The sequence below is a fragment of the Pseudomonas sp. LG1D9 genome, assembly GCF_002949995.1.
Classification (GTDB): domain Bacteria; phylum Pseudomonadota; class Gammaproteobacteria; order Pseudomonadales; family Pseudomonadaceae; genus Aquipseudomonas; species Aquipseudomonas proteolytica.
The window spans coordinates 1649169-1672906 of record NZ_CP026881.1; the positions used below are offsets into that span (position 1 = coordinate 1649169).

At 62.0% G+C, this 23738-nt stretch carries 16 protein-coding genes and 1 pseudogene; 6 read left to right on the forward strand and 11 right to left on the reverse strand.

All coding sequences use genetic code 11. The features are described from left to right. The first annotated feature begins 409 nt into the window (after positions 1-409). Positions 410-1573, forward strand: a complete 1164-nt coding sequence (locus tag C5F71_RS07890; RefSeq protein WP_032861941.1) for a type III PLP-dependent enzyme — start codon at positions 410-412, stop codon at positions 1571-1573. A gap of 106 nt (positions 1574-1679) precedes the next feature. Here C5F71_RS07890 and C5F71_RS07895 read toward each other — a convergent pair whose 3' ends face one another. Both C5F71_RS07895 and C5F71_RS07900 read right to left on the reverse strand, forming a co-directional pair. Next, a complete protein-coding gene (locus C5F71_RS07895) occupies positions 1680-2435 on the reverse strand; it encodes a tetratricopeptide repeat protein (RefSeq protein ID WP_104910917.1) in 756 nt (251 codons plus the stop codon). Between the two features lie 2 nt (positions 2436-2437). Continuing rightward, positions 2438-3118 (reverse strand): Fe2+-dependent dioxygenase, encoded by a 681-nt coding sequence (locus tag C5F71_RS07900; protein WP_092238343.1) that lies wholly within the window; start codon positions 3116-3118, stop codon positions 2438-2440. A gap of 216 nt (positions 3119-3334) precedes the next feature. Between C5F71_RS07900 and C5F71_RS07905 the strand changes: the two genes are divergently transcribed. Together C5F71_RS07905 and C5F71_RS07910 are read left to right on the forward strand one after the other, a co-directional pair. Beyond that, positions 3335-5623 carry a TonB-dependent siderophore receptor gene (locus tag C5F71_RS07905; protein WP_104910918.1) on the forward strand — a complete coding sequence of 763 codons (2289 nt, stop codon included), beginning with the start codon at positions 3335-3337 and terminating at the stop codon, positions 5621-5623. 136 nt (positions 5624-5759) lie between these two features. Beyond that, positions 5760-8285, forward strand: a complete 2526-nt coding sequence (locus C5F71_RS07910; RefSeq protein WP_092238349.1) for a sulfite reductase flavoprotein subunit alpha — start codon at positions 5760-5762, stop codon at positions 8283-8285. A gap of 212 nt (positions 8286-8497) precedes the next feature. Here C5F71_RS07910 and C5F71_RS07915 read toward each other — a convergent pair whose 3' ends face one another. The 3 genes from C5F71_RS07915 to ptsP are packed head-to-tail and all read right to left on the reverse strand — an operon-like array spanning position 8498 to position 14016. Then, positions 8498-10204: a PTS fructose-like transporter subunit IIB gene (locus C5F71_RS07915; protein ID WP_104910919.1), complete on the reverse strand. Its 1707-nt coding sequence runs from the start codon at positions 10202-10204 to the stop codon at positions 8498-8500. A gap of 11 nt (positions 10205-10215) precedes the next feature. After that, positions 10216-11157, reverse strand: a complete 942-nt coding sequence (gene pfkB / locus C5F71_RS07920; protein ID WP_104910920.1) for a 1-phosphofructokinase — start codon at positions 11155-11157, stop codon at positions 10216-10218. Then, entirely contained in the window at positions 11158-14016 is a 2859-nt protein-coding gene (gene ptsP / locus C5F71_RS07925) for a phosphoenolpyruvate--protein phosphotransferase (protein ID WP_104910921.1), read from the reverse strand. A 294-nt stretch (positions 14017-14310) separates the two neighbouring features. Here ptsP and cra point away from each other — a divergent pair, with 294 nt between their 5' ends. Together cra and C5F71_RS07935 are read left to right on the forward strand one after the other, a co-directional pair. Then, a complete protein-coding gene (gene cra / locus C5F71_RS07930; RefSeq protein WP_104910922.1) occupies positions 14311-15306 on the forward strand; it encodes a catabolite repressor/activator in 996 nt (331 codons plus the stop codon). Positions 15307-15308: 2 nt separating this feature from the next. Further along, a complete protein-coding gene (locus C5F71_RS07935; protein WP_104910923.1) occupies positions 15309-16112 on the forward strand; it encodes a TatD family hydrolase in 804 nt (267 codons plus the stop codon). Here the strand turns inward: C5F71_RS07935 and C5F71_RS07940 are convergent. The 6 genes and pseudogenes from C5F71_RS07940 to C5F71_RS07960 all read right to left on the reverse strand — a co-directional run bounded on the left by C5F71_RS07940 (position 16032) and on the right by C5F71_RS07960 (position 22617). Next, a complete protein-coding gene (locus C5F71_RS07940; protein ID WP_092238363.1) occupies positions 16032-16472 on the reverse strand; it encodes a hypothetical protein in 441 nt (146 codons plus the stop codon). The two genes, C5F71_RS07935 and C5F71_RS07940, sit on opposite strands and share 81 nt — an antisense overlap. A gap of 129 nt (positions 16473-16601) precedes the next feature. After that, positions 16602-17531 (reverse strand): methyl-accepting chemotaxis protein, encoded by a 930-nt coding sequence (locus tag C5F71_RS29670; protein WP_371128902.1) that lies wholly within the window; start codon positions 17529-17531, stop codon positions 16602-16604. Then, positions 17508-18599: pseudogene (locus C5F71_RS29675) on the reverse strand (methyl-accepting chemotaxis protein); the annotation flags it as partial. The pseudogene C5F71_RS29675 and the gene C5F71_RS29670, both read right to left, overlap by 24 nt. 399 nt (positions 18600-18998) lie before the next feature. Next, positions 18999-19835, reverse strand: coding sequence for a regulatory signaling modulator protein AmpE (gene ampE / locus C5F71_RS07950; RefSeq protein WP_104910924.1), 837 nt, complete (start codon positions 19833-19835; stop codon positions 18999-19001). Next, positions 19832-20395, reverse strand: a complete 564-nt coding sequence (gene ampD / locus C5F71_RS07955) for a 1,6-anhydro-N-acetylmuramyl-L-alanine amidase AmpD (protein ID WP_104910925.1) — start codon at positions 20393-20395, stop codon at positions 19832-19834. The genes ampE and ampD overlap by 4 nt, the downstream gene beginning before the upstream one ends. Positions 20396-20457: 62 nt before the next feature. Then, positions 20458-22617, reverse strand: coding sequence for a DUF1631 domain-containing protein (locus tag C5F71_RS07960; RefSeq protein WP_104910926.1), 2160 nt, complete (start codon positions 22615-22617; stop codon positions 20458-20460). Positions 22618-22883: 266 nt separating this feature from the next. On the opposite strand from C5F71_RS07960, the gene nadC reads away from it, so the two are divergent. Beyond that, a complete protein-coding gene (nadC, locus tag C5F71_RS07965; RefSeq protein ID WP_104910927.1) occupies positions 22884-23732 on the forward strand; it encodes a carboxylating nicotinate-nucleotide diphosphorylase in 849 nt (282 codons plus the stop codon). Positions 23733-23738: the final 6 nt, after the last annotated feature.

The window sequence follows — 23738 nt, forward strand, 5'->3', positions numbered from 1 at the left end:
GCAAGCCAGCTCCCACAGTTGGAATGCAATCCCTGTAGGAGCTGGCTTGCCTGCGATGAATACACCGCAAATCCATCTGATCAGCCCCATCCGGGGAACATCAATCCGTCACACCGGTCGGTTACATAAGTAGCTGCACTGCGCCTCGCGACGAACGCGTGCAAAAACGCGACATTTTTAGTTGATCTCAAGCCCCTCACGCCCTAAAGTTCGCGCCGAACGTCCATGCTGGAAACGATCCATCCGGCTCAAGTACTGACGACGAGACAGCAAGGCCAAGGGAAGCTTATCCCATGGCCTTTTTGCTTTCGGCGACATGCCTTGGGAAGTAGGCGAACCAAAGTGGGGATACGGAGGACGTTCATTTGCACCCATTGTTAATTTCAGTTTGCCCTTAGGAGTTCCCAGCATGTCGATCAATGTCGAAGACTATTTCGCGCGCGCCACGTTTGACAAAATGAAGGCGTTCGCCGACAAGCAAGAAACCCCGTTCGTGGTGATCGACACCGCGATGATCAGCCAGGCCTACGACGACCTGCGCGCCGGTTTCGAATTCGCCAAGGTGTACTACGCCGTCAAGGCCAACCCTGCCGTCGAGATCATCGACCTGTTGAAAGACAAGGGATCGAGCTTCGACATCGCCTCGATCTACGAGCTGGACAAGGTCATGGACCGTGGCGTCAGCGCCGACCGTATCAGCTACGGCAACACCATCAAGAAATCCAAGGACATCCGCTACTTCTACGAGAAAGGCGTGCGCCTGTTCTCCACCGACTCCGAAGCCGACCTGCGCAACATCGCCAAGGCCGCGCCGGGTTCGAAAGTGTATGTGCGTATCCTCACCGAAGGCTCGACCACGGCCGACTGGCCTTTGTCGCGCAAATTCGGCTGCCAGACCGACATGGCCATGGACCTGCTGATCCTCGCCCGCGACCTGGGCCTGGTGCCCTACGGCATCTCGTTCCACGTCGGCTCGCAACAGCGTGATATCAGCGTGTGGGACGCAGCCATCGCCAAGGTCAAGGTGATCTTCGAGCGCTTGAAAGAAGAAGACGGCATCCACCTCAAGCTGATCAACATGGGTGGCGGCTTCCCGGCCAACTACATCACCCGTACCAACAGCCTGGAAACCTACGCCGAGGAAATCATCCGCTTCCTCAAGGAAGACTTCGGTGACGAACTGCCGGAAATCATCCTGGAGCCAGGCCGTTCGTTGATCGCCAACGCCGGGATCCTGGTCAGTGAAGTGGTGTTGGTTGCACGTAAATCGCGCACCGCCGTCGAGCGTTGGGTGTACACGGATGTGGGCAAGTTCTCCGGCCTGATCGAAACCATGGACGAAGCCATCAAGTTCCCGATCTGGACCGAGAAAAAAGGCGAGATGGAAGAAGTGGTCATCGCCGGTCCTACCTGCGACAGCGCCGATATCATGTACGAAAACTACAAGTACGGCCTGCCGCTGAACCTGGCCATTGGTGATCGCCTGTACTGGTTGTCCACCGGTGCGTACACCACCAGCTACAGCGCAGTTGAATTCAACGGTTTCCCACCGCTGAAATCCTTCTACGTCTAACACCGGCCCACTGTAGGAGCGAGCTCGCTCGCGAAGAACCCGAGGACGACGCGTTCATTCTGAATGAGCGCGTTATGGTTAGCGATTTTCGCGAGCAAGCTCGCTCCTACAGGGTTTCAAGCTGCGCCTCACGTTGTTGGTAGGCGACGGCCATGGCGCGAATCTGCGGATCATGCGCCGCAGCCAGCGCTTGCTGCGCCACCCGCAAGAACTTCAGATTGCCACCCTCCAGTGCCTTGTGCAGCCACTCCAGCGCCGCTTCGACCAGGCCTTGGTCTGCCAACACAGCCGCATAACTGAACTGCCCGCGAAAATCCCCACCTTCAGCCGAACGGCGATACCAATCACGCGCTGCGGGCACATCTTGGGCGCAGAACTGCCCTTCTTCCAGATAACGCCCCACCAGGTTCATCGACTTGGCGTGCCCTAGGCCAGCAGCCTGGCGGTAACAGGCCAATGCCTGTTGTTGGTCCTGCGTCACGCCGCGCCCGGTGGCCAGCAGGTTGGCGTAGTTGTACAACCCCCAATCCAACCCGGCGTGTGCGGCCAGACGATACTCCCCGGCAGCCGCCCGCTCATCGGCGACGCAACCCCAGCCATGTTCAAGGCAACGCCCCAACATATTGCGCGCCATCAGGTGGCCGCCCCGTGCGGCTATCTGGAACCAGCGCAGGGCCAGTGCTTCGTCGCGTTCGATACCGCGCCCGTCCAAGAGGATTTGCCCCAATAGCGCCTGGGCATCGAGTACGCCCTCCTTCGCCGCCATCAGGATCGCCTGGGCCGCACGGGCCGGTGATTCGTCGAGCATGGCGCGCAGTTGTTCGCCGTCCAGACGCTCTTCGCGGCGCAAGTGAAAAGCCATGCTCAGACCTCGACCCAGCGACGCAACAGGTTGTGATAGGTGCCGGTGAGCTGGATCAGCGCCGGGTGGTCCGGTACATCGCGGGTCAGCTGTTGGATCGCGCCGTCCATTTCGAACAGCAACGTGCGCTGGCTGTCTTCACGCACCAGGCTTTGGGTCCAGAAAAACGAGGCATACCGCGCGCCACGTGTCACGGCGTTGACTTTGTGCAGGCTGGAGCCGGGGTACAAGACCATATCACCGGCGGGCAGCTTGACCCGCTGCAGGCCGAAGGTGTCCTGGATCTCCAGTTCGCCGCCGTCGTATTCATCCGGGTCGCTGAAAAACAGCGTGGAGGACAGGTCGGTACGCACCCGCTCCGGGCTGCCCTTGGGCTGGCGCACGGCGTTATCGATATGGAAGTCGAAGCTGCCACCGGCGGTATAGCAATTGAGCAATGGCGGGAAGACTTTATGCGGCAAGGCCGCCGACATGAATTGCGGGTTTTGCCACAGGCGATCGAGCATGGCTGCGCCGATTTCCTTGGCCAGTGGATGGCCCTCCGGCAATTGCAGGTTGTGCTTGGCCTTGGCCGACTGGTGCCCGGCGGTGATTTTGCCATCAGCCCAGTCCGCCTGCTCCAGGGCTTCGCGGATGCGCAGCACCTCTTCGCGGGAGAACAGGCCGGGAATATGCAGCAGCATGAGGCGTTACCTGAGAGCAGAGGGGCGCCAATGGTATTGATTACTATTGACGCTGTAAAACCCTGATCCGACGGGCAGACGTATGAGCCGTAAAAAACCGTAATCCCAGAAGTGTAAATTTTGTAAATTGAGCGCAAATAGCAATGCATCTCAATTGCTATGCATAATTGTTTACAATATATTTCGCGCCCTAACATCCTTGGGGTAGGGAATTTCATGTCGCGCCACATTACAAAAACACCAAACAGTTCACCGCGCTTGCTGGCCTCGGCCATTGGCGTGGCCATCAGCGCCAGCTCCGTCGCCCATATGGCGCAAGCGGCCGAAGAGACCGAACAAAAAGGCGAGCGCAACAGTATTTCCCTCGGTGCCACCAGCATTACCGGCCAGGAACAGGACGCAACGTCGTACCAGACCGAAAAAGCGTCTTCGCAGAAATACACCGCGCCACTGGTGGACACTCCCCGTTCCGTCACCGTGGTGCCGGCGCAGGTACTCAAGGACACCGCCGCGACCTCGCTGCAAGATGCTTTGCGCACCGTACCGGGTATTACCTTTGGTGCCGGTGAAGGCGGCAACCCCCAGGGCGACCGCCCGTTTATCCGCGGCTTCGATGCCCAGGGCGATACCTACTTGGACGGCGTGCGTGATACCGGCGGCCAGAGCCGGGAAATTTTCGATATCGAGTCCATCGAAGTCAGCAAAGGCCCCAACTCCTCGTTCGGCGGTCGCGGTTCGGCCGGTGGCAGCCTCAACCTGGTAAGCAAGACCCCACAAGCGCGGGACTTCCTCAATGGCGGCTTTACCTACGGCTCGGACCAGACACGTCGCTATGCACTCGACGTCAACCGCCAGTTCCTCGACACCGCCGCATTTCGCCTGAACCTGATGAGCCACGAACAGAACGTGGCCGGCCGCGACGCCGTCAATTACGACCGTTGGGGCGTGGCACCGTCGCTGACCTTTGGCCTGGGCACTCCGACCCGCGTCAACCTCAGCTACTACCACATGGAAAGCAACGACCTGCCGGATTCGGGCATTCCCTACGGTTACAGCAGCAGCGCGTCAAATGCCGCCCACGTACATGACAAACCCACCGACGGCGGCGACAGCAGCAACTTCTACGGCCTCAAGGATCGGGACTTTCGCAAGACCCGCGCCGATATCAGTACGTTCTCCATCGAGCACGATCTGAACGACAACATGACGATCAAGAACACCCTGCGCCACGGCAGCACCGGCCAGGACTACGTGCTCACTCAGCCGGACGACAGCCAGCACAACGTCAACCAGTTCGGCACCGTCTGGCGCCGGGCCAACAGCCGCGTGTCCACGACCACGACCACCACTAACCAGACCGATCTGTTTGGCAATTTCCAGGCCCTGGGCTTCAAGCACAGTTACTCCACCGGCCTGGAATTTACCGGTGAAGAAACCCGCGTCAGCGGCTATACCGTCAGTCCAAACGCCAACCCGGTCTGCACGGTGGCCGGTGGCGGCAAGGGTGGTCAGTGCACATCGTTGAGCAACCCGAACCCGGACGATGCCTGGACCGGCAGCGTCGCCCGCAACTACCTAGGCACCAACACCAAGGCCACCAGCCGCGCCGCCTACGTGTTCGACACCATTGAGCTTGATCCGCAATGGCTGCTGAACGTCGGCCTGCGCTACGACACCTTCGATACCGAAGCCAACAGCAACGCAGCCACCGGCCGTACCAAGCTCAAGGACGATAGCCAGTTCTTCAACTGGCAAGCCGGCCTGGTCTGGAAGCCGATGGAAAACGGCAGCATCTACACCTCCTATGCCACTTCGGCCTCGCCTGCTGGCGGCCTGGTGGGTGAAGGTGTCGATTCCAACGCCATCCCGACTGGCATCAACACCAGCGACATGAAGCCGGAAGAAACCGTCAACTACGAACTGGGCACCAAGTGGGACCTGTTCCACGACCGCCTGTCCCTGACCGCAGCGGTGTTCCGCACCGAGAAGAAAAACGCGCGCATCCTGGTGAACTCCAACACCTATGAGAACGCTGGCGAGTCCCGCGTCGATGGCCTGGAGTTGTCGGCCAGCGGCAAGCTCACCGAGCAGTGGCAAGTGTTCGCTGGCTACAGCTACCTGAAAAGCGAGCTGGTAGACCCGGGCAAAAACGGCAACCGCCAGGGCGTCGTCACTGCCGGCTCCAACAAAGGCAACGAAATGCCCAACACGCCGAAGAACTCGTTCAGCCTGTGGACAACGTATGACATCACCTCGAAGCTGACCGTCGGCGGCGGCGCGTTCTATGTGGACGACGTCTACGGCGACGCGGGCAATACCGTCTACGTACCGTCCTACACCCGCTACGACGCCATGGCCAGCTACAAGCTGACCAAGAACGTCGACCTGCAATTGAACGTGCAGAACCTGACCGACAAGACCTACTACGACAAGGCCTACGGCGCGCACTTCGCCAACCAGGCAGCCGGTCGTACAGCGCTGTTGACCACCAGCTTCCACTTCTAAGCGGCTGGACGTTTCACGCAAAAGCCCCGCGCATCGGATGCCTGGGGCTTTTGTATGTAAAAAAGAATCTTTCTCGACAACTCACGGCATAATGCGCGCCGTAAAATTCCTATCCAGCTCAGCGAGGCCGTCCGACGTGTTGAAGAAGACCCTATTCCAGTTGCACTGGTTTTTCGGCATTACCGCCGGGCTGGTGTTGGCATTGATGGGGATTACCGGGGCTGCGTACTCGTTCCAGGATGAGATCCTGCGGGCGCTCAACCCGACGGTACTGACCGTGGAGAAGCAACCTGCCGGTGTGCTGCCGCCCGCCGAACTGGTGCGCAAACTCGAAACCACCGAAGGCAAGACCGTGTCCATGCTGTGGGTGGAAAGCGAAAGCGGCAACGCCGCCCGCGTCTTCTTCACGCCGCCAGCGGGCGAACGCCGGGGGCAGATGCGCTACTTCGACCCGTACACCGGCGACTACCTGGGCGACGCCGTCGGCCAGGATTTTTTCGGCTTGATGTTGCAACTGCACCGCTTCCTGGCCATCGGTGATACCGGCCGGCAAATCACCGGTGCCTGTACGCTGATCCTGATTTTCTTCTGCCTCTCTGGCCTGTACCTGCGCTGGCCGCGCCAGGTAGCGAGCTGGCGCGCCTGGTTGACCCTGGACTGGCGCAAGAAAGGCCGCAGCTTCAACTGGGACCTGCACTCGGTGTTCGGCACGTGGTGCTTGCTGTTCTATCTGTTGGCCGCGCTCACCGGCCTGTACTGGTCCTACGAGTGGTACAGCAAAGGCCTGACTCGATTGTTGTCCGATGCCCCGCAAAACGAGCGGGTGCGCAACCGTGGCCCAGCGCCTGCGGGGCCCGCTCCCGTCGCCAACTATGACGCCATCTGGAGCAGCATCTACAGCACCGCCGGCCCGCACTTGAGCGCCTACAACATTCGTATGCCAGCTGTCGCCGGGCAACCGGCCACGGTCTACTACCTGTTGCAGAGTTCTCCCCATGACCGCGCGTTGAACCAGATCAACCTGGACCCGGCCACCGGCGTGGTCAAAAGCGTCGAGCGCTATGCCGACAAAAGCCTCAAGGCGCAGTTGCTGACCAGCATCTATGCGCTGCATGTGGGCAGTTATTTCGGCCTTGCGGGGCGGATCATCCTCACCGTCACTTCGCTGTGCATGCCGTTGTTCTTTATTACCGGCTGGCTGCTGTACCTCGACCGCCGTCGCAAAAAACGCCAGGTGCGCGATGCCCGCAAAAGCCTGGGCAGCAACCGCAGTGATGCACCGGCCTGGCTGATCGGTTTCGCCAGCCAGAGCGGCTTTGCCGAACAGCTGGCCTGGCAGACCGCCGGTCAATTGCAGGCCGCCGGGTTGCCGGTCAAGGTGCGATCCCTGGGCAGCGTCAGCGAAGAGGACTTGCGCCAGTCGGAACATGCACTATTTGTAGTCAGCACCTTCGGCGACGGCGAAGCACCGGACAGCGCACGCGGCTTCGAACGCAGCGTGCTGGGTGGCGACCTCAGTCTCAAGGGCCTGAACTATTCAGTGCTGGCCCTGGGCGATCGTCAATACCAACACTTCTGCGGCTTTGCCCGGCGCCTGCACTTCTGGCTGACCAATCAGGGCGGCAACGCCTTGTTCGCTCCGGTCGAGGTCGACAGCGGCGACGAAGAAGCCCTGCTGCACTGGCAACAACAACTGGGCCAGATCACCGGCCACGCACCGGCAGCTGCATGGGCCAGCGCCAGCTACGAGAACTGGACCTTGAGCCAGCGCACCCTGCTCAACCCTGACAGCAGCGGCTCGGGTGTCTACCTGTTGGGGCTCAACCCGCCCGCACCACGCGACTGGCTGGCCGGCGACCTGGTGGAAGTCGTGCCGCGCAATTGTCCGTGGGCCGTCGAGCATTTCCTCGATGGCCTGGGCATTGCCGGCACGGACGAAGTGCTAATCGATGGCTTGGCGCGCCCCTTGGAACAGGTACTTGCCGGCCGTCAGCTGCCGGACAATCGCGTACACCTGGTCGGCCTGCATGCGCGCGCCCTGGTGGACGCACTGGTGCCGTTGGCCATGCGCGAATACTCCATCGCCTCGATTGCCAGCGATGGCGTGCTGGAATTGATCGTGCGCCAGGAGCGTCATAGCGACGGCAGCCTGGGCCTGGCATCCGGCTGGCTGACCGAGCACGCACCACTGGGTTCGGCGATCAGCCTGCGTGTACGGCGCAACAGCAGTTTCCACCTTCCAGTCGACCCAGTGCCGATGATTCTGCTGGGCAACGGCACCGGCCTGGCGGGCTTGCGCAGCTTGCTCAAGGCACGCATCGCCGACGGTCAGCAACGTAACTGGCTGCTGTTTGGCGAACGCAACATCGCCCATGACTACCATTGCCAGGACGAGCTGCAAGGCTGGCTGGCCAGTGGCGACCTGGCGTTACTGGACCTGGCGTTTTCGCGGGACCAGGCAGAGAAGGTCTACGTTCAGGATCGCCTGCGCGAATCCGCCGATGTGCTGCGTAAATGGCTGGCCGATGGCGCGGTGATTTATGTATGCGGGAGTTTGCAGGGCATGGCGGCGGGGGTCGATCAGGTGTTGGTGGAGGTCCTGGGAAGTGAAGCCGTGGAACGGCTGATCGAACAGGGCCGTTACCGCCGGGATGTCTACTGACAAACATGATGGTTCCAGCTGGCTTGCCAGCGATGAGCATAAGTATCTACACAACATCTAGAAACTGACGCCCCCCCGTGGCGAGCGGGCTTGCCACGGGGGGGCGTCAGTTTCTGAAAGTGGTGTAGATACCGATGCAGCGACGAGGCCCTTGAGCCTTGCATCAACCTCGCGGCCGCCATCGCCGGCAAGCCGGTTTCTACGGGGGTTAGTTAGGCGACTGCCAGTTCGACGGCCTCGGGGCGCTTGATCACGGCGTATACCAACCCGGTGAGCACGCTGCCGGCAACGATCGCCGCCAGATACAGCAGCGCATGGTTGATCGTGTTCGGGATCAGCATCACAAACAGCCCGCCATGGGGTGCCATCAACTTGCAGCCGAAGTACATCGACAAGGCACCGGTCAATGCGCCACCCGCGATGCTGGCCGGGATAACACGCAGCGGGTCCTTGGCAGCGAACGGGATGGCGCCTTCCGAGATAAAGCACATGCCCAGGATCAACGCGGCCTTGCCGGCTTCGCGTTCGGTCTGGGCAAACTTGCGCCGGGCCAGGAACGTAGCGATAGCCATGCCAATCGGCGGCACCATGCCCGCCGCCATGGTGGCGGCCATCGGCGCGCCGCTCTGGGAGGCCAGCAGGCCGACGGAGAACGCGTAGGCCGCCTTGTTGATCGGCCCGCCGAGGTCGGCGCACATCATCCCGCCCAACAAGATACCCAGCAGCACCGCATTGGTGGTGCCCATGGTGCTGAGGAAGTCGGTCAGGCCAGCCAGCATTTGCGCCACGGGCGGGCCGATCAGGTAGATCATCGCCAGGCCGGTGAACAGGCTCGCCAGTAACGGGATGATCAGGATCGGCTTGAGCGACTCCAGGCTTTGCGGCAACGGCACCACACGGGTGATCAGCTTGACGCTGTAGCCGGCGAGAAAACCGGCGAAGATCCCGCCGATAAAGCCCGCGCCCAGGGTACTGGCCAACAGGCCGCCGATCATCCCTGGCGCGAGCCCCGGACGGTCGGCGATCGAGTAGGCGATGTAGCCGGCGAGCAGCGGCACCATCAGGGTGAAGGCGTGGTCGCCGACCGCCCTGAGGGCCGCCGCCAAGGTGCCGGGCTGCTCGTAAGCGTGGATACCGAACACGTAGGACAGGGCAATCAACAAGCCCCCCGCCACCACCATCGGCAACATGAACGACACCCCGGTCAGCAGGTGTTTGTAGACCCCGGTTTTCTCCGTCTTGGCTACCGCGCCACTGGCGGCGCTTTCCTGCTGGGCCTCGGCCAGGGCTTTATCGAGGATCGCGGCGGATTGCTTGAGCGCAATGCCGGTGCCGCAACGGTAGATTTTCTTGCCGGCAAAGCGCTCCGTGGCCACTTCGATATCGGCGGCCAGCAGCACCACATCGGCATCGCGAATGGCTTGCTCGCTCAAGGGTGTACGTGCGCCCACCGAGCCCTGGGTTTCCACCTGCAGGTCATAGCCCTTGGCCTTGGCGGCCTGCTGCAATGCCTCGGCGGCCATAAAGGTGTGGGCCACGCCGGTAGGGCAGGCCGTGATGGCGACAATGCGCGGTGCGTTTTTTTCGGTCGGCACGCTGGCGCTGGCAACGTACAACTGGGCTTCTTGCGCGCCCCGTTGCAACACCGCTTCAACGTCCTGCAACGCCTGGGCCGGGGTGCTCTGATACACCCGTTTGCCGACAAAGCGCTGCATGTCCACGGGCGTGCTGGCGACCAGCAACACCCACTCGGCCGCGTCAATTGTGGCCTGGGAAAGTGCGCGCTCGGGGTGGTTCGCATCCACCACTTCGACGCTGGTGCTCCAGCCCTGGCGTTGCGCGGCGGCATCCAGCAAGCGGGCGCACAGCACACTGGTGACCATGCCGTTGGGGCAGGCGGTAACAATGGCTAATTTCATCACAAACCCTCTTATTGTTCTGTCAGCGGGCGTACGTGCACGCCGCTTTCCAGACGCGCCAGTTGCGCGTCGTCGCTGATGCCGAAACCGATCTGCGTGACCGCCATGGCGGCAATCGCGGTGGCGCGGCGCAGGGTCTGCTCAGGCGCTTCGCCGCTGAGCAGGCCGTGCAGCATGCCCGCCAGCAAGGAGTCGCCGGCACCCACGGTACTGGCGACGCTGACCTTGGGCGGCGTGGCGTGCAACGCTGCGTTGGGGCTGAACCAGTTCACACCGTCGGCCCCGTGGGACACCACCACATGCTCCACGCCTTGGGCGTGCAAATGCGCAGCCGCGCGGGCTTGTTGGGCGACGGTTTGCGTGGGGCAGTCGAGCGCTTCAGCGAGTTCTTCAGTGTTGGGTTTGATCAACCACGGCGCGGCTTTCAAGCCAGCACGCAGCGCTTGGCCACTGGTGTCCAGGGCGACTTTCAAACCGAGGTCTTTGAGCGTCTCCAGCAAACCCTGGAACCACTGCGGGCTGACGCCCCGCGGCAAGCTGCCGGCGACCACCACCGCATCAAACTCGGGGCCGATCACCGCGATCAGCTTGAGCAATTGCGCTTGCGCCTTTTCGCTCACCAGCGGCCCCGGTGCATTGATATCGGTGACCCGACCATCCTGCTCGGCAATCTTGATATTGCTGCGGGTTTCGCCCGGCACACGAATAAACGCATCGCCAAACCCGCGGCTGGCGATCAGGGCCTCGAAAGCCTCGGGGTTTTGCGCGCCGAGAAATCCACCGACGCTCACGTAATGGCCCAAATCAGCCAGCACCTGCGCCACGTTCACGCCCTTGCCGGCGGCATGGGTCAGCAGGGTTTCGCTGCGGTTGACCTCACCCGGTTCCAGGCACGCCAAACGCACCGTCAGGTCCAACGCTGGGTTCAGCGTCAGGGTCAGAATCTTCGCCATTTACACGGCCTCCAGAAGCGTACGCACTTGGGCAGGGGAGCCCATCGCCAGTGCTTTCTGCGCCAGGCCCCGGGCCTCGCTCAGACTGAATTCACGCACCCGGGCCTTGACCTCGGGAATACTGCGCGCCGACACACTCAACTCATCCACACCCAGGCCCACCAACACCGGCACCGCCAGCGGATCCGCTGCCAACTCGCCACACACACCCACCCATTTGCCATGGGCATGAGCCGCACGCACCGTGATGTCGATCAGTTGCAACACCGCCGGGTGCAGGCCGTCAGCCTGGGCCGACAGGGTTGGGTGACCACGGTCGATCGCCAAGGTGTACTGGGTCAGGTCATTGGTGCCGATGCTGAAAAAGTCCACTTCCTGGGCCAATACCGGCGCCAGCAACGCCGCCGAGGGCACTTCGATCATGATCCCCAATTGCAGGTCCGCCACCGGGATCTGCTCGCGCAAACGTTCGGTCATGTCCCGGGCCTGGCGCCATTCATCGACGCTGCCGACCATGGGAAACATGATGCGCAGCGGGCGACCGTCCGCCGAGCGCAACAGCGCGCGCAGTTGCGCTTCCATGATCTGTGGGCGTTGCAGGGTCAGGCGGATGCCCCGCACACCGAGGAACGGGTTTTCTTCCTTGGCAATCGGCCAGTAAGGCAGCGGCTTGTCACCGCCCACATCCAGGGTGCGCACCACCAGCGGACGGCCGGCCAGGCCGTCGAGCACACGGCGGTATTCGGCTTCCTGGGTGGCTTCGTCCGGGGCCTGGGAATGGGCCATGAAAATCAACTCGGTACGCAGCAGGCCAATACCCTCGGCGCCCTGCTCGACGGCGCCAGCCACACCGGCGCTTTCGCCGATATTGGCGAACACTTCCACAGCATGCCCGTCACGGGTCAAGGCCGGTTCATGGCGCTGTGCGGCAGCGGCCTGCAGCCGTTGCTCGCGGGTATCGCGTTCCTGGATGGCGCGCTGCAAGGTGCTGGCATCGGCCTCCACATGCAGGCGCCCACGCTGGCCGTCGAGCAATAAAGGCGTGCCCGAGGCCAGCAGCAACACCGCCGGCCCGGCGCCGACCAGCGCCGGGATCCCCAGGGCGCGGGCGACGATGGCGCTGTGGGCCGTAGCACCACCGCGTGCGGTAAGAATCCCGGCCACCCGCACCGGGTCGAGGCGCGCCACATCCGATGGGCCGACTTCATCCATCACCAGAATGTAGGGCTCGTCGGGTTCCTGTGGGGTTTGGACACCACACAGTTGCGCCAGCACACGCCGGCCGATATCCCGCAGGTCGGCGGCGCGTTCGGCGAGCAACGCGTCCTGCAAGGACTCCTGCTGTTTGGCGGCGGCTTCGATCACACTCATCCACGCGGCTTCGGCGCTTTCGCCCTGTTTGAGCCGGGTGTCGACTTCGTCGGTCAGTTCCGGGTCGTCGAGCATTTCCTGGTGGGTGATGAAAATCTCGCGGATCGCCTTGGACGTGCTGCGCTCGATCAAACCCTGGATATCAGCGCGCACCTCGCGCAACCCCGCGGATAAACGCTCGCGCTCGGCACTGGCCGACTCGCCGCGCAGTGGATAGTCAAAAGGCTGCAACACCTGGATATGGGCCGGGCCGATGGCAATCCCGGGGGCGGCGGCGATGGCCTGGATCAGGCTGCCGGAAGCGGGCGCGCGCAGTGGCGGCTCGCTCTCGACCTCTTCGACCCGCGCACTGACGGCCGGCAGCGGCTCGACCTCTTCGCCCAGGCCGGCTTGTACTGCCGCCAACAACGCCGGCAGGGCGTCGTCGGCAATGCCGGGCTCGGCGACAAATTCCAGCACCTGACCCCGCCGGGCGCCGAGGCTGAGCAGTTTGCTCAAGCTCTTGACCGACACGGCACCGCCCTGCCCGTCCACGATCCGTACGCGGATTTCACCGTCGAAGCTCTTCGCCAGTTGGGCCAGGGCCTTGGCCGGCCGCGCATGCAGGCCGTGGGCATTGGCCAGGGCGATCCGGGCGCTGGGCCAGTCGGCGGGCAATTCGCCACCCAGCACTTCGAGGACCGCGCGGCTGCTGGTGGCACGCCCCAGTTCCTGGCCGCGCCCTTCAATCAGCAAGGCGCACAGGCGCTCGAGCAATGCCTGATGAGCTTCGCCGAGGCTGGCCAGGCAAAACAGGCCGCTCAAGGGTTGGCCCAGGTAGCGCATGGGCTTGTCCGGGGTGACGAAGGCCAGGCCTGGACGCTTGACCGTTTGTTCACTGTGCAACCACCACAGGCCATCGCCCAGGGGCAGTGCATCGACTTGCTGTAGCACCGCCGCGAAGCCATTGCTCACACAGTCGGCCTGGCGCAGCAGGCGGGCGCCGCGCCACACCAGCTCTTCAAAATCGTCGGCGGATACGCCCAGGCCGATCATCTGGGCATCCAGCGCCAACTCCTGGGGCGCGCCTTGCAGCAGTTTGAGCAGCGCATCGGCCGAGGTGGCGCGGCACAAGGCCTGGCCCAGGTCGGTTTCACCGAGGGCGCGGGTCAGTAGTTGCAGCAGGCGCAGGTGTTCGTCGGATTTGGCGGCAATGCCAATCGCCAGGTAGACGATCTGGCCATCGCCCCAATCCACACCTTGGGGAAATTGCAACAGGCGCACGCCGGTGGCGAACACCTGGTCGCGGGTTTCGGGGGTGCCGTGGGGGATCGCAATACCTTGGCCGAGGAAGGTCGAGCCTTGCGCTTCACGGGCTTGCAGGCCGCTCAGGTAGCCTTCGGCGACCAGGCCGTCGGCCACCAGTTTTTCGGCGAGCAGTTGCAAGGCAGCAGACTTATCCACAGCCACCTGGCCCATGGATATCTGCTCTACGGTGAGCTCAAGCATGCCTTTCTCCTAGTTAGTGCGGTGTGCGCACTAGGTATTGTTTTGAATAAATCAGCGCAAATCTGTTCATGAAAAACTGACTGAGCAGTCAATTGGCAGTGACTACTCAGCAGCGAACATCGTAAAAATACCCTTGCTGAAACGTTTAATCTAGATTTTCTGGCAGATTACTGGGTAATTCTGCATTCTTGAAGCACCACTCGGCACTTGAGTTGCGACAATGGTCGCCTGCAGTAATCGGTTACGATTGGACAAAATGTCGGGGCAAGCTCTAAAAAACAAGGAAATCCCGGTTTGAAACTCAGTGATATCGCACGTATAGCCGGTGTGTCCGTGACCACCGCCAGCTACGTCATCAATGGCAAGGCCGAACAGCAACGGATCAGCAGCGCCACCGTCGAACGGGTGCGCGCGGTGGTCGAGGAGCATGGCTTTACCCCCAATCCCCAGGCCGCCGGGCTGCGCAGCCGACACACGCGCACCTTGGGTTTTATCCTGCCGGACCTGGAAAACCCCAGTTACGCACGGATCGCCAAGCTGTTGGAACAAGGCGCACGGGGCCGTGGCTATCAGTTGCTGATCGCCAGTTCCGACGATGATGCCAACAGCGAGCGCCAGTTGCTGCAACTGTTCCGCGCGCGGCGTTGCGATGCCCTGTTCGTCGCCAGTTGCCTGCCCGCCAGCGATGACAGTTATCGCGAGCTGCAAGCCAAGGGCCTGCCGGTGATCGCCATCGACCGGGTGATGGCGCCTGAGCAGTTCTGCTCGGTGGTCAGCGATGACCGCCAGGCCTGCCAGCAATTGACCAGCAGCCTGCTGCAACCGCTGCCCCGGCAGATCGCGTTGATCGGCGCCCACCCCGAATTGAGCATCAGCCAGGAACGTGCGGCAGGTTTCCAGCAAGCCCTGCACGACTTCAAGGGCGATATTCTGATCGAGCATGGCGACGCCTTCAGCCGCGACTGTGGCCGCCAGTTGATGGAAGAACTCCTGCAACGCCTGGGGCATTTACCCGATGCGTTGGTGACCACTTCCTACGTGCTACTGCAAGGGGTGTTTGATGCGCTACATGACTTCCCGCTCAAGTCCCGATCGCTACGCCTCGGCACTTTCGGTGACACCCAATTACTGGACTTCCTGCCGTTGCCAGTCAACGCCATGGCCCAGCAACATGCGCTGATCGCCGACACGGCCCTGCGCCTGGCACTGGCGGCGATTGAAGAGCAGCACTACCAGCCGGGTGTGCATGCCATCGGCCGGACTTTCAAGCAGCGGATTCACGAGATATAGGCATGGAGCTGGTCGACAGCCACACCCACCTCGACTTCGAGGACTTCGACGCAGATCGCGACGAGGTGCTCAAGCACAGCCGTCAGCTCGGCGTGCGGCGCATGGTGGTGTTGGGGGTGTACCAGCGTAATTGGCAACGGTTATGGGACCTGACCCAACAGGACCCGGACCTGTACGGGGCATTTGGCCTGCATCCGGTGTACCTGGATGAGCATCGCCCCACAGACCTGGTCGAACTGGGGGATTGGCTGACACGCCTCAAGGGGCATCGCCAGCTATGCGCCGTCGGCGAGATCGGCCTGGATTACTTTCTCGAGCACCTGGACCGCGAGCGTCAGCAAGTCCTGTTTGAGGCCCAATTGCAGTTGGCCGTGGACTTCCAACTACCGGCGCTGTTGCATGTGCGGCGTAGCCACGCGGCCGTCATCGCCAGCCTCAAGCGCATCCGCTTGCCCCGGGGCGGGATCATCCATGCCTTCGCCGGCAGCCGCGAAGAAGCCCGCGAATACATCAAGCTGGGGTTCAAGCTGGGCCTGGGCGGCGCGCCGACCTGGCCCCAGGCTTTGCGCATGCACAAGGTCATCGCCCAACTGCCGCTGGAATCAGTGGTGCTGGAAACCGACTCGCCGGATATGGCGCCCGCCATGTACCCCGGCCAACGCAACAGCCCACAGCACCTGCCGGCCATCTGCACTGCCCTGGCCGAGCGGATGGGCATCAGCCCTTCAGCGTTGGCCGAAGCGAGCACCCGCAACGCCTGCGAACTGTTCAACTGGCCGCTCGATGATGGGGTTGACCGCCTGTAGCGTCAGGGTCATGCGATGCCGGTGGCGGGCGTGGCGCAGGGTCAGGAAGTGAATCAGGATCGCCACCAGCGACACGTTCAGTTGCCCGATCCTGCTGATCAGGCCGACCCACTCGACCACCAGGGCCACCAATAAAGCCACGCAGGTCAACACGAGCATGCTGGGGCGCAGCAAAGCCAGGTTGTCCAGGGACTTCAACTGGCGCAGTTGCCGGGGGCAATTGAGCTGCAGGACTTTGTGGCAATACGGACAATCAAAAGGCTCGTTCAGAGCAATGGCATTGAGCTGCCAGGGCTTGAGTGCAAAGGTGATATCGCAATGGGCGCAATGCCCTTTCACGCCAAGGGTAGTCTCGGTCATGGCCCTGCCTCCCGGGAGCGCTGGATGGGGTGTGAAACAAATTCTCACCCAATCTCGTTGCGAGAGAAGCTCACGCGGGAAAACAGGACATGCACCACACATCCAACAGACAAAGCCTACGTCCGAGTCCTACACGCGAAATGCACCGATCAGCTTTTTCAGTTCAATCACCTGCAGGGACAGTTGCCGGCTGGCCTCTTCGGTCTGGTGCGCGCCCTGGGCCGCGTGCTCGCCAGCCCGATTGATCTCGACAATATTCTGGTCAATGTCGTGGGCCACGGCCGTCTGTTGCTCCACCGCCGCGGCGATTTGCTGGTTCTGATCAACGATCATGCCTACCGCGCCCAGGATGTTCTCCAGGGCCAACTGGACTTTTTCCGACTGGCCGACCGTACCGCTGGCCATTTTATGGCTACTGCCCATGGCCTTCACGGCCGCGCCGACGCCTTGGTGCAGCTTGGCGATCATTTGCTCGATTTCTTCGGTGGAGTGCTGGGTGCGCCGGGCCAGGGTGCGCACCTCATCGGCCACCACCGCAAACCCGCGACCTTGCTCACCCGCCCGCGCCGCCTCGATGGCCGCGTTCAACGCCAGCAGGTTGGTTTGTTCGGCAATGCTCTTGATCACCTCCAGCACGCTGCTGATGGATTGGCTGTCGATGGCCAATTGATTGATCACCAGCACTGACTGGTCGATCTCCGACGCCAGTTGCGCGATGCTGCCCTGCTGGGATTGCACCAGGCCACGCCCGCTGAGGGTTTCATCGTTGACGCTGTGGGCACTGCTGACAGCCGCCGCCGCACTGCGCGCCACTTCGTGGGCGGTCGCCGACATCTGGTTCATGGCCGTGGCCACCTGTTCGATCTGGCTGCGCTGGCCCGACACCGCCTGGTTGCTGCGCGCCGAAACCGACTCCACTTGCCCGGCCTGATGCTCGACTTCCTGGACCGTCTGCCCTACCCGTTCGATCAGGTCGTGGATTTTGGCCACGGTGCCATTGAACACTTCACCCAACTCACCCAGCTCATCGCGGCTCTGGGACTTGAAGCTGACCGTCATATCCCCGGCGGCGACCTTATCCATCATCGCCCCCAGGCGGCGCAGAGTGGTGCGCGTCGAGGCATAGAAGCCGCCGTACAAATAGAAGATCAACAAAAACACCGCCGCCAGCGCCGCCACCAGCAGCACCATGTGCGTACGGTTCTGGGCCAGGCGTTGTTGCAATTGCTGGTCGAGGAAGGACAGGGTCGCGTCGTCCAGTTGGTAGGTCTTGGCCATCAAGGCAGTCACTTGATCATAGAAAGCCTGCCACGGCGTCTCCAGGGTTTCGGCCATCACCACCTGCTCCTCGAACAGTTCGCTGCCCTGCTTGAGACTGGCCTGGCTGGCTTGGGCCAGAGCGTCCAGGGAACCATGGGCGGCCTTGCTGGAGCCCAGGGCGTCCTGCACTTTCAGGCCGTATTCCGCCTGGAGCTTCTCCAATTGCTGCAGCAGTTCGTCAAAGCGCGTGCTGGACGATGAGTTGAGAAAACCCTGGCCCAGGGAGTACGCGCCCATGGCCCGGCCCTCGCCCAAGGTCTGGGTGACTTGCGGGGTGACGCTGGTCACCAGTTCGCTGAGTTGGCGCACATCGCCCTGCACATCACGGCTCAACCCAGACTGGCTGGCGATGATCTGGCTGAACATCTGCGCCTTGTTGAGCAATTTGCCGATCAGCGCACTTTTGCTCAACAACGAGGATTCGCTTTGCTGGACCTTGAAGGCCGCGATCATCTCGTCGCGCTTGCCCTCGAACACCGCGACCTGCTCAGGGTCGACCGTCATCGCCTGGAAGCCTTGCAGGCGTTCAAGGACACGCTGTTCCAGTGCGCTGATCTGGCTTTCGATATCGCCCGCCTTGCCCGCCTGGCCGAGGGTGGCGTTGATTTGTACCTGATTGTTCAGGGTTTCCAGGTCGCGGCGCAGGATCAGGCTGCTGCCCAGCAGGTCCAGGCTCCGCAACTCAACCTGGGTGCCCTGGAACTCACGCCAGGAATCCCGGACCAGGTAATAGTTGGTCACCAGCATCGGCAGGAAAAACAACACACTGATCAGGCTGAACTTCATGCCGAAGCTCAGGCGATTCATCAACGCGATGGCGGGATAGAGCAAGCTCTTCACAGATGAACTCCCTTTTCTTTTATTTTTATTGAAGGCGCAGGGCAGCGGCAGAAAGCCACTATTGGGCGCGCTGTCTGTATAGCTTAAATCGGCGGGGAGTTTTGTAACTTAAGGTTAACGCGATCGGCGGAGCTTAGCCGCCAACCGATTTTTTGAAGCTACAACAGATTCTCTGTGGGAGCGGGCTTGCCCTAATTGCCAGTCAGTTAAGCGGTCATCGCCTTCTGTAGGAGCGAGCTTGTCTCCGGGCGGCGTTCCGACGAAAAACGTCAACGATAACGCGTGCTTACTGAATGAACGCGGCGCCTGTAAGTTTTTCGTCGGAACGCCGCCCGGAGACAAGCTCGCTCCTACAAAGGGTGCTTTTCAGGGCAAAACAGTCCAGATCGCAAACCCGGCATACCACAACACTGCAGCGCGCAGCAGCAGTTCCCACAAGCGATCCAGGCTGTTGATGCCTTCGGCACCGACCACCGGCGCCGGAATCTCGCCGGCCACCAGGCCAACCTTCTCCACCAGTTGCGCGGCACTGATATCCCAGTTCAGCAGTTCGTGCAGCATCACCCGGCTGACCGCGACAAAATTGCCCACCAAAGCAAAGCTCGCCGCCAGCAACCGCACGGGCAACCAGTCGAACGCATGGCGCAATTGCCCGGCACGCTCGGCCACCAGTGGGTTCTGACTGTGTTCACTGGCCAGCGCCAGCAAGCGGTAAGCCAGGGCCACCACCGGGCCGAGGAGGAAGTACCAGAAAATCACCGCAAAAAAGCTCTGGTAGGCTTGCCACAGCAAATGCCCCTGGACCCGCTCCAGCAGTTGCTCGCCGCTGTCGGCGCCAATCGCCAGGTCGCGCTCGGCAACATGTTCAGCCGCTTGCAGGTCGCCCCGGCGCCAGGCATCGCGAAACGGCCCCAGTTGGCCGAGCAGATCACCGCGGCCCAGACTGTAGATCACCACCAGCAGGTGCACCGGCAGCGCCAGCAAGCCATAGGCCACCGGCTCCAGGACCAGCAACAACAGCCCCAGTAGCGCCACCGGCAGCAACACCATCAGCGCCAGGATCAACCAAGGCTGTTTGCCCAGCCGAGCGCTCGACTCAAGCCGGGCCAGTTCGCGCAGCCAGCCGCCATCGCGCTGCACCCGCTGACGCAAGGCCGAGAACTTCTCGATCCATACCGCCAGCACCAACACCAGGAAACTCATTGTGCATGTCCTCCATCCTGCAAGGCGCCACGAAAACGCGCCCAATCAAAAGCCGGTCCAGGATCGGTCTTGCGTCCTGGGGCGATGTCACTGTGACCGCAAATGCGCTGAAGCGTGATGCCCGGGTAAGCGGCCAGCAATTGGCGGCTCAGGTCGATCAAGGATTGGTACTGGGCATCGGTAAAGGGCTGGTCATCGGTCCCTTCCAGCTCGATTCCCAGGGAAAAGTCATTGCAGGTCTCGCGTCCCTCGAAACAGGAGACGCCCGCGTGCCAGGCTCGGTCCTGACAGGAAACAAATTGCGTCACCGCACCCTCACGCTCAATCAGAAAATGCGCGGATACCCGTAGGTCAGCGATGCCTGCAAAGTAGGGATGTTCCGTGACATCCAGGCGATTCTGGAAAAACTCTTGCACTTTACCCGTGGCGAACTGGGCCGGTGGCAAGCTGATGTTATGCACCACCAACAGGGAAATCTCGCCGTTTGGGCGTTCATTGAAGTTGGGCGACGGGCAATGGGCAATGCCCTGGCACCAACCGCTGGTGGGGTCCAACTGCATACAGGTTCCTTGCGCAAGACTTAGGAGCACTCAGTATGCCGTGATCAGCCTGGTGGTTGCGATCACTTGGCGCGATTGAGTTGCCGCAGATTGCCGATCACCGACGCCAGGGCGCGGTCGAACAACAGCGCGTCATCCAGGGTACGGACCCCGCCACGCTTGAACTCCAGGGCCAACTCCGTGCAGGTTTTTTCCAGGACCTTAAGGCCCGTGCGATTGACGAAGATGTAGCTGTTGGCCGGGGCGATAATCGCCGTCAGCTTGCAGCGCAGGGTGTTTTCTTCATCTTCGCGGAACTCGACCCAACTGCCGATGTGCAATTGCCGAACCTTGAGCAGATCGGGATCATCCTCCGCCAGGCTGAGCGCCTGCGAAGGCATTTCGGCGCTCGCATCCCCGCGCACTTCGACCAGCGCCACGCTGGGCGGCGTCGTGCCCTGGAATGCCTGGGTATGCAGCGCCTGTAACTGGATAAAAAACTCCCGGGTGACAAAGGAGTCGAACGCCGCCTCGCTCAACCCCTCACGCAGGGCCTTGAGCAGCGCGGGCAATTGCTCCAGCAAGCGGCGACCGGCCTCGGTGTGCTCACTCAGGCTGACACTCCAGATCAATTCGTCCATGGACCGCAGCCGTGCCTGCCATTGCGGCGAGTGCTGGCCGTGCTTGAGGCATTCAAGCAACAAGACCTGGCTCCACGCCTGTTGCAGGAACTGCACCACGAAATGCGGCAAGACCTTGCCCTGCAAGCGCTGATTGACTGCATCGGCAACCCGCTGCCGCGCCTGCTCGGTACGGGCGCGCCCTTCTTCGGCGTCGCGGGTGCGCTGTTCGAGCAACTCACTGCGGCGGCGCTCGTCCTGGGTATAAGCAGTGAACTCTTGCAGGAGCACCGAGAAAATTGCCGGATCGTCGACAAAGTCGTTCAACAGGCGTTGCACCACCTGCTCGATACGCAGGTAAAGGCTGTCACGCTGATAATCATCACGCTTGCCCCAGCCCATGGCCGCGGCCCCGATCTCATTGAGCAAGCGCCGCGCCGGGTGGCTGCCGCGGCTGAAGAAACTCTTGTCCAGCACGGCCACTTTCAACATGGGAATCTGCAGGCGCGCAATCAACGCCTTGAAGGAGTCAGGCAAGGTGCGGTCGTCGAGGATGAACTCGAACAGCATGGCGATCAGGTTGATCACATCCTCGTCAGCATCCTCCACTACCCGCGACTTGCCACTCTTGACGCTGACCCGGGTGAGCAGTTCTTCCAACTGGCGGCGCAAGTCAAAATCGTCCTCCACCGCAGGCTCCGGTACATACTGCTGCAGATGGGACAGCAGGCGCAGCAGGTCGCGGGTGGAAATCGGCTGGGCCTGGGCGCTGGCCTCCAGGGTCGGCGCCACACTGCCGCGCACCGTCAGCAGCAGCTCCTGCAGAGCCGCGAAGACTTGTTGCTCGGCCTCGTCGGCCTGTGGGTCGGCTGCCGGCGGTACCTCGGCCGGCGGGCGGGCGCTGCTGGCGCGCTCGCCGGAACGGCGCGAAGGTACGGCCTTGAGCTCGGGCAGTACGCCCGTGGCGGCCAGCAACTGATTGGCCTCGCCGTACAGCAGGTCGGCATCGCTGAGTACGTACTTTTCAAACAGTTTCAAAATAATCAGCTTGACCCGGATCTCCACCCCCAGGCTGCGCCCGGCCCGCAGGAAGTACTCACAGAGCATCGCCGGGCCAAGGGGGTTTTCCCGATCATCCAGGCGCTTGCCCAACAACGCACCCAGGCGCGCGGTCAGTTGTCCCAGGGCCAGGCCGTCACGGTGCATGACCTTGTCGAGCATGGCCTCCAGGGCCACGGCTTTTTCCAGATCGTCAGCCGACACCCCCGGCGCGGCCTCGTAGGAGACCGTCGGCAGCAGCCGTTCGCCTTGCCCGGCCTGCCCCAGGTTGGCGAACGCGGCGAAAAGCTGCTCCATGAACACACGCTCGAAGTTCTTGCGCTTGAGGCGCAGGTCGCGCATGGCTTCAAAGAAAATATTGTGGTCGGCGTTGTTGCGCGCCTTGTCGGCCATTTCGAACAGAGTGTCGTCGGCGTTATCGAACAGCTCCTGCAAACCCCGGTCCAGTTGCTGCGTGGCCTTGTCACGAACCTGAAGCACGATCACGGGCAGGCGGGCGAGCGGCGATGGCATCGCTTGTGCGGCGATCTTATTGATCGGCACCACCTTTGCGTCATTGTGCATGCTGGCCTCCTGGAATGACGGGGTTCGGTTTTATGAGCGCTCGCCGCAACCGCCGGCGGAACAGCGGCAGGTAGCGATTATCTATAGATCACCGAGACGTCAAAGCTATGACGCCAATTGCAAGGCGCGAGATTATCTTGCAATTAGACCCTGTAGCGCCAGCAAACTCTGTAGCTGCTTTGTAATCAGGCAGGTTATGCCTGCATACCTTGGGTTCGGCGCTGCCATGCCCCTATAATCGGGGCACTTTGTATGTGGAGCCCGCTATGCCGAATCTACGCCTCGCCGACCTCACCGCCGAAATCGAAGCCAACGTGCGCCGCGCACTGCTGGAAGACATCGGCAGCGGCGACATCACCGCGCAATTGATCCCCGCCGAACGGCTGGCCAAGGCCACGATCATCACCCGTGATGCGGCCGTCATCAGTGGCACCGCCTGGGTCGATGCCGTATTCCGCCAGTTGGACCCACGGGTTGCCGTGCACTGGCAGGTGCGCGACGGTGAGCGCGTCAGCCCCAACCAGCCGCTGTTCCACCTCGAAGGCCCTGCCCGCTCGCTGTTGACCGGTGAGCGCAGCGCGCTGAACTTCCTGCAGTTGTTATCCGGCGTGGCCACACGTGCGCAATACCTGGCGGACTTCGTCGTAGCCACCCAGGTCAAGCTTTTGGACACCCGCAAGACCCTGCCCGGCCTGCGCCTGGCGCAAAAATACGCAGTGACGTGCGGCGGTTGCCACAATCACCGCATTGGCCTGTATGACGCGTTCCTGATCAAGGAAAACCATATCGCCGCCTGCGGTGGCATTGCCCAGGCCATTACTGCCGCCCACAAGATCGCCCCCGGCAAGCCGGTGGAAGTCGAAGTGGAAAGCCTGGAAGAGTTACGCGAAGCGCTGGCGGCGGGCGCCGATATCATCATGCTGGATGAGTTGAGCCTGGACGACATGCGCGAAGCCGTACGCTTGAACGGCGGCAAGGCCAAGCTGGAAGCCAGCGGCGGGATCAATGAAAGCACCTTGTTGCCCATTGCCGAGACCGGCGTGGACTACATCTCCATCGGGGCGATGACCAAGGATGTGAAGGCGGTGGATTTGTCGATGCGGCTCAGTATTTGAACTGAA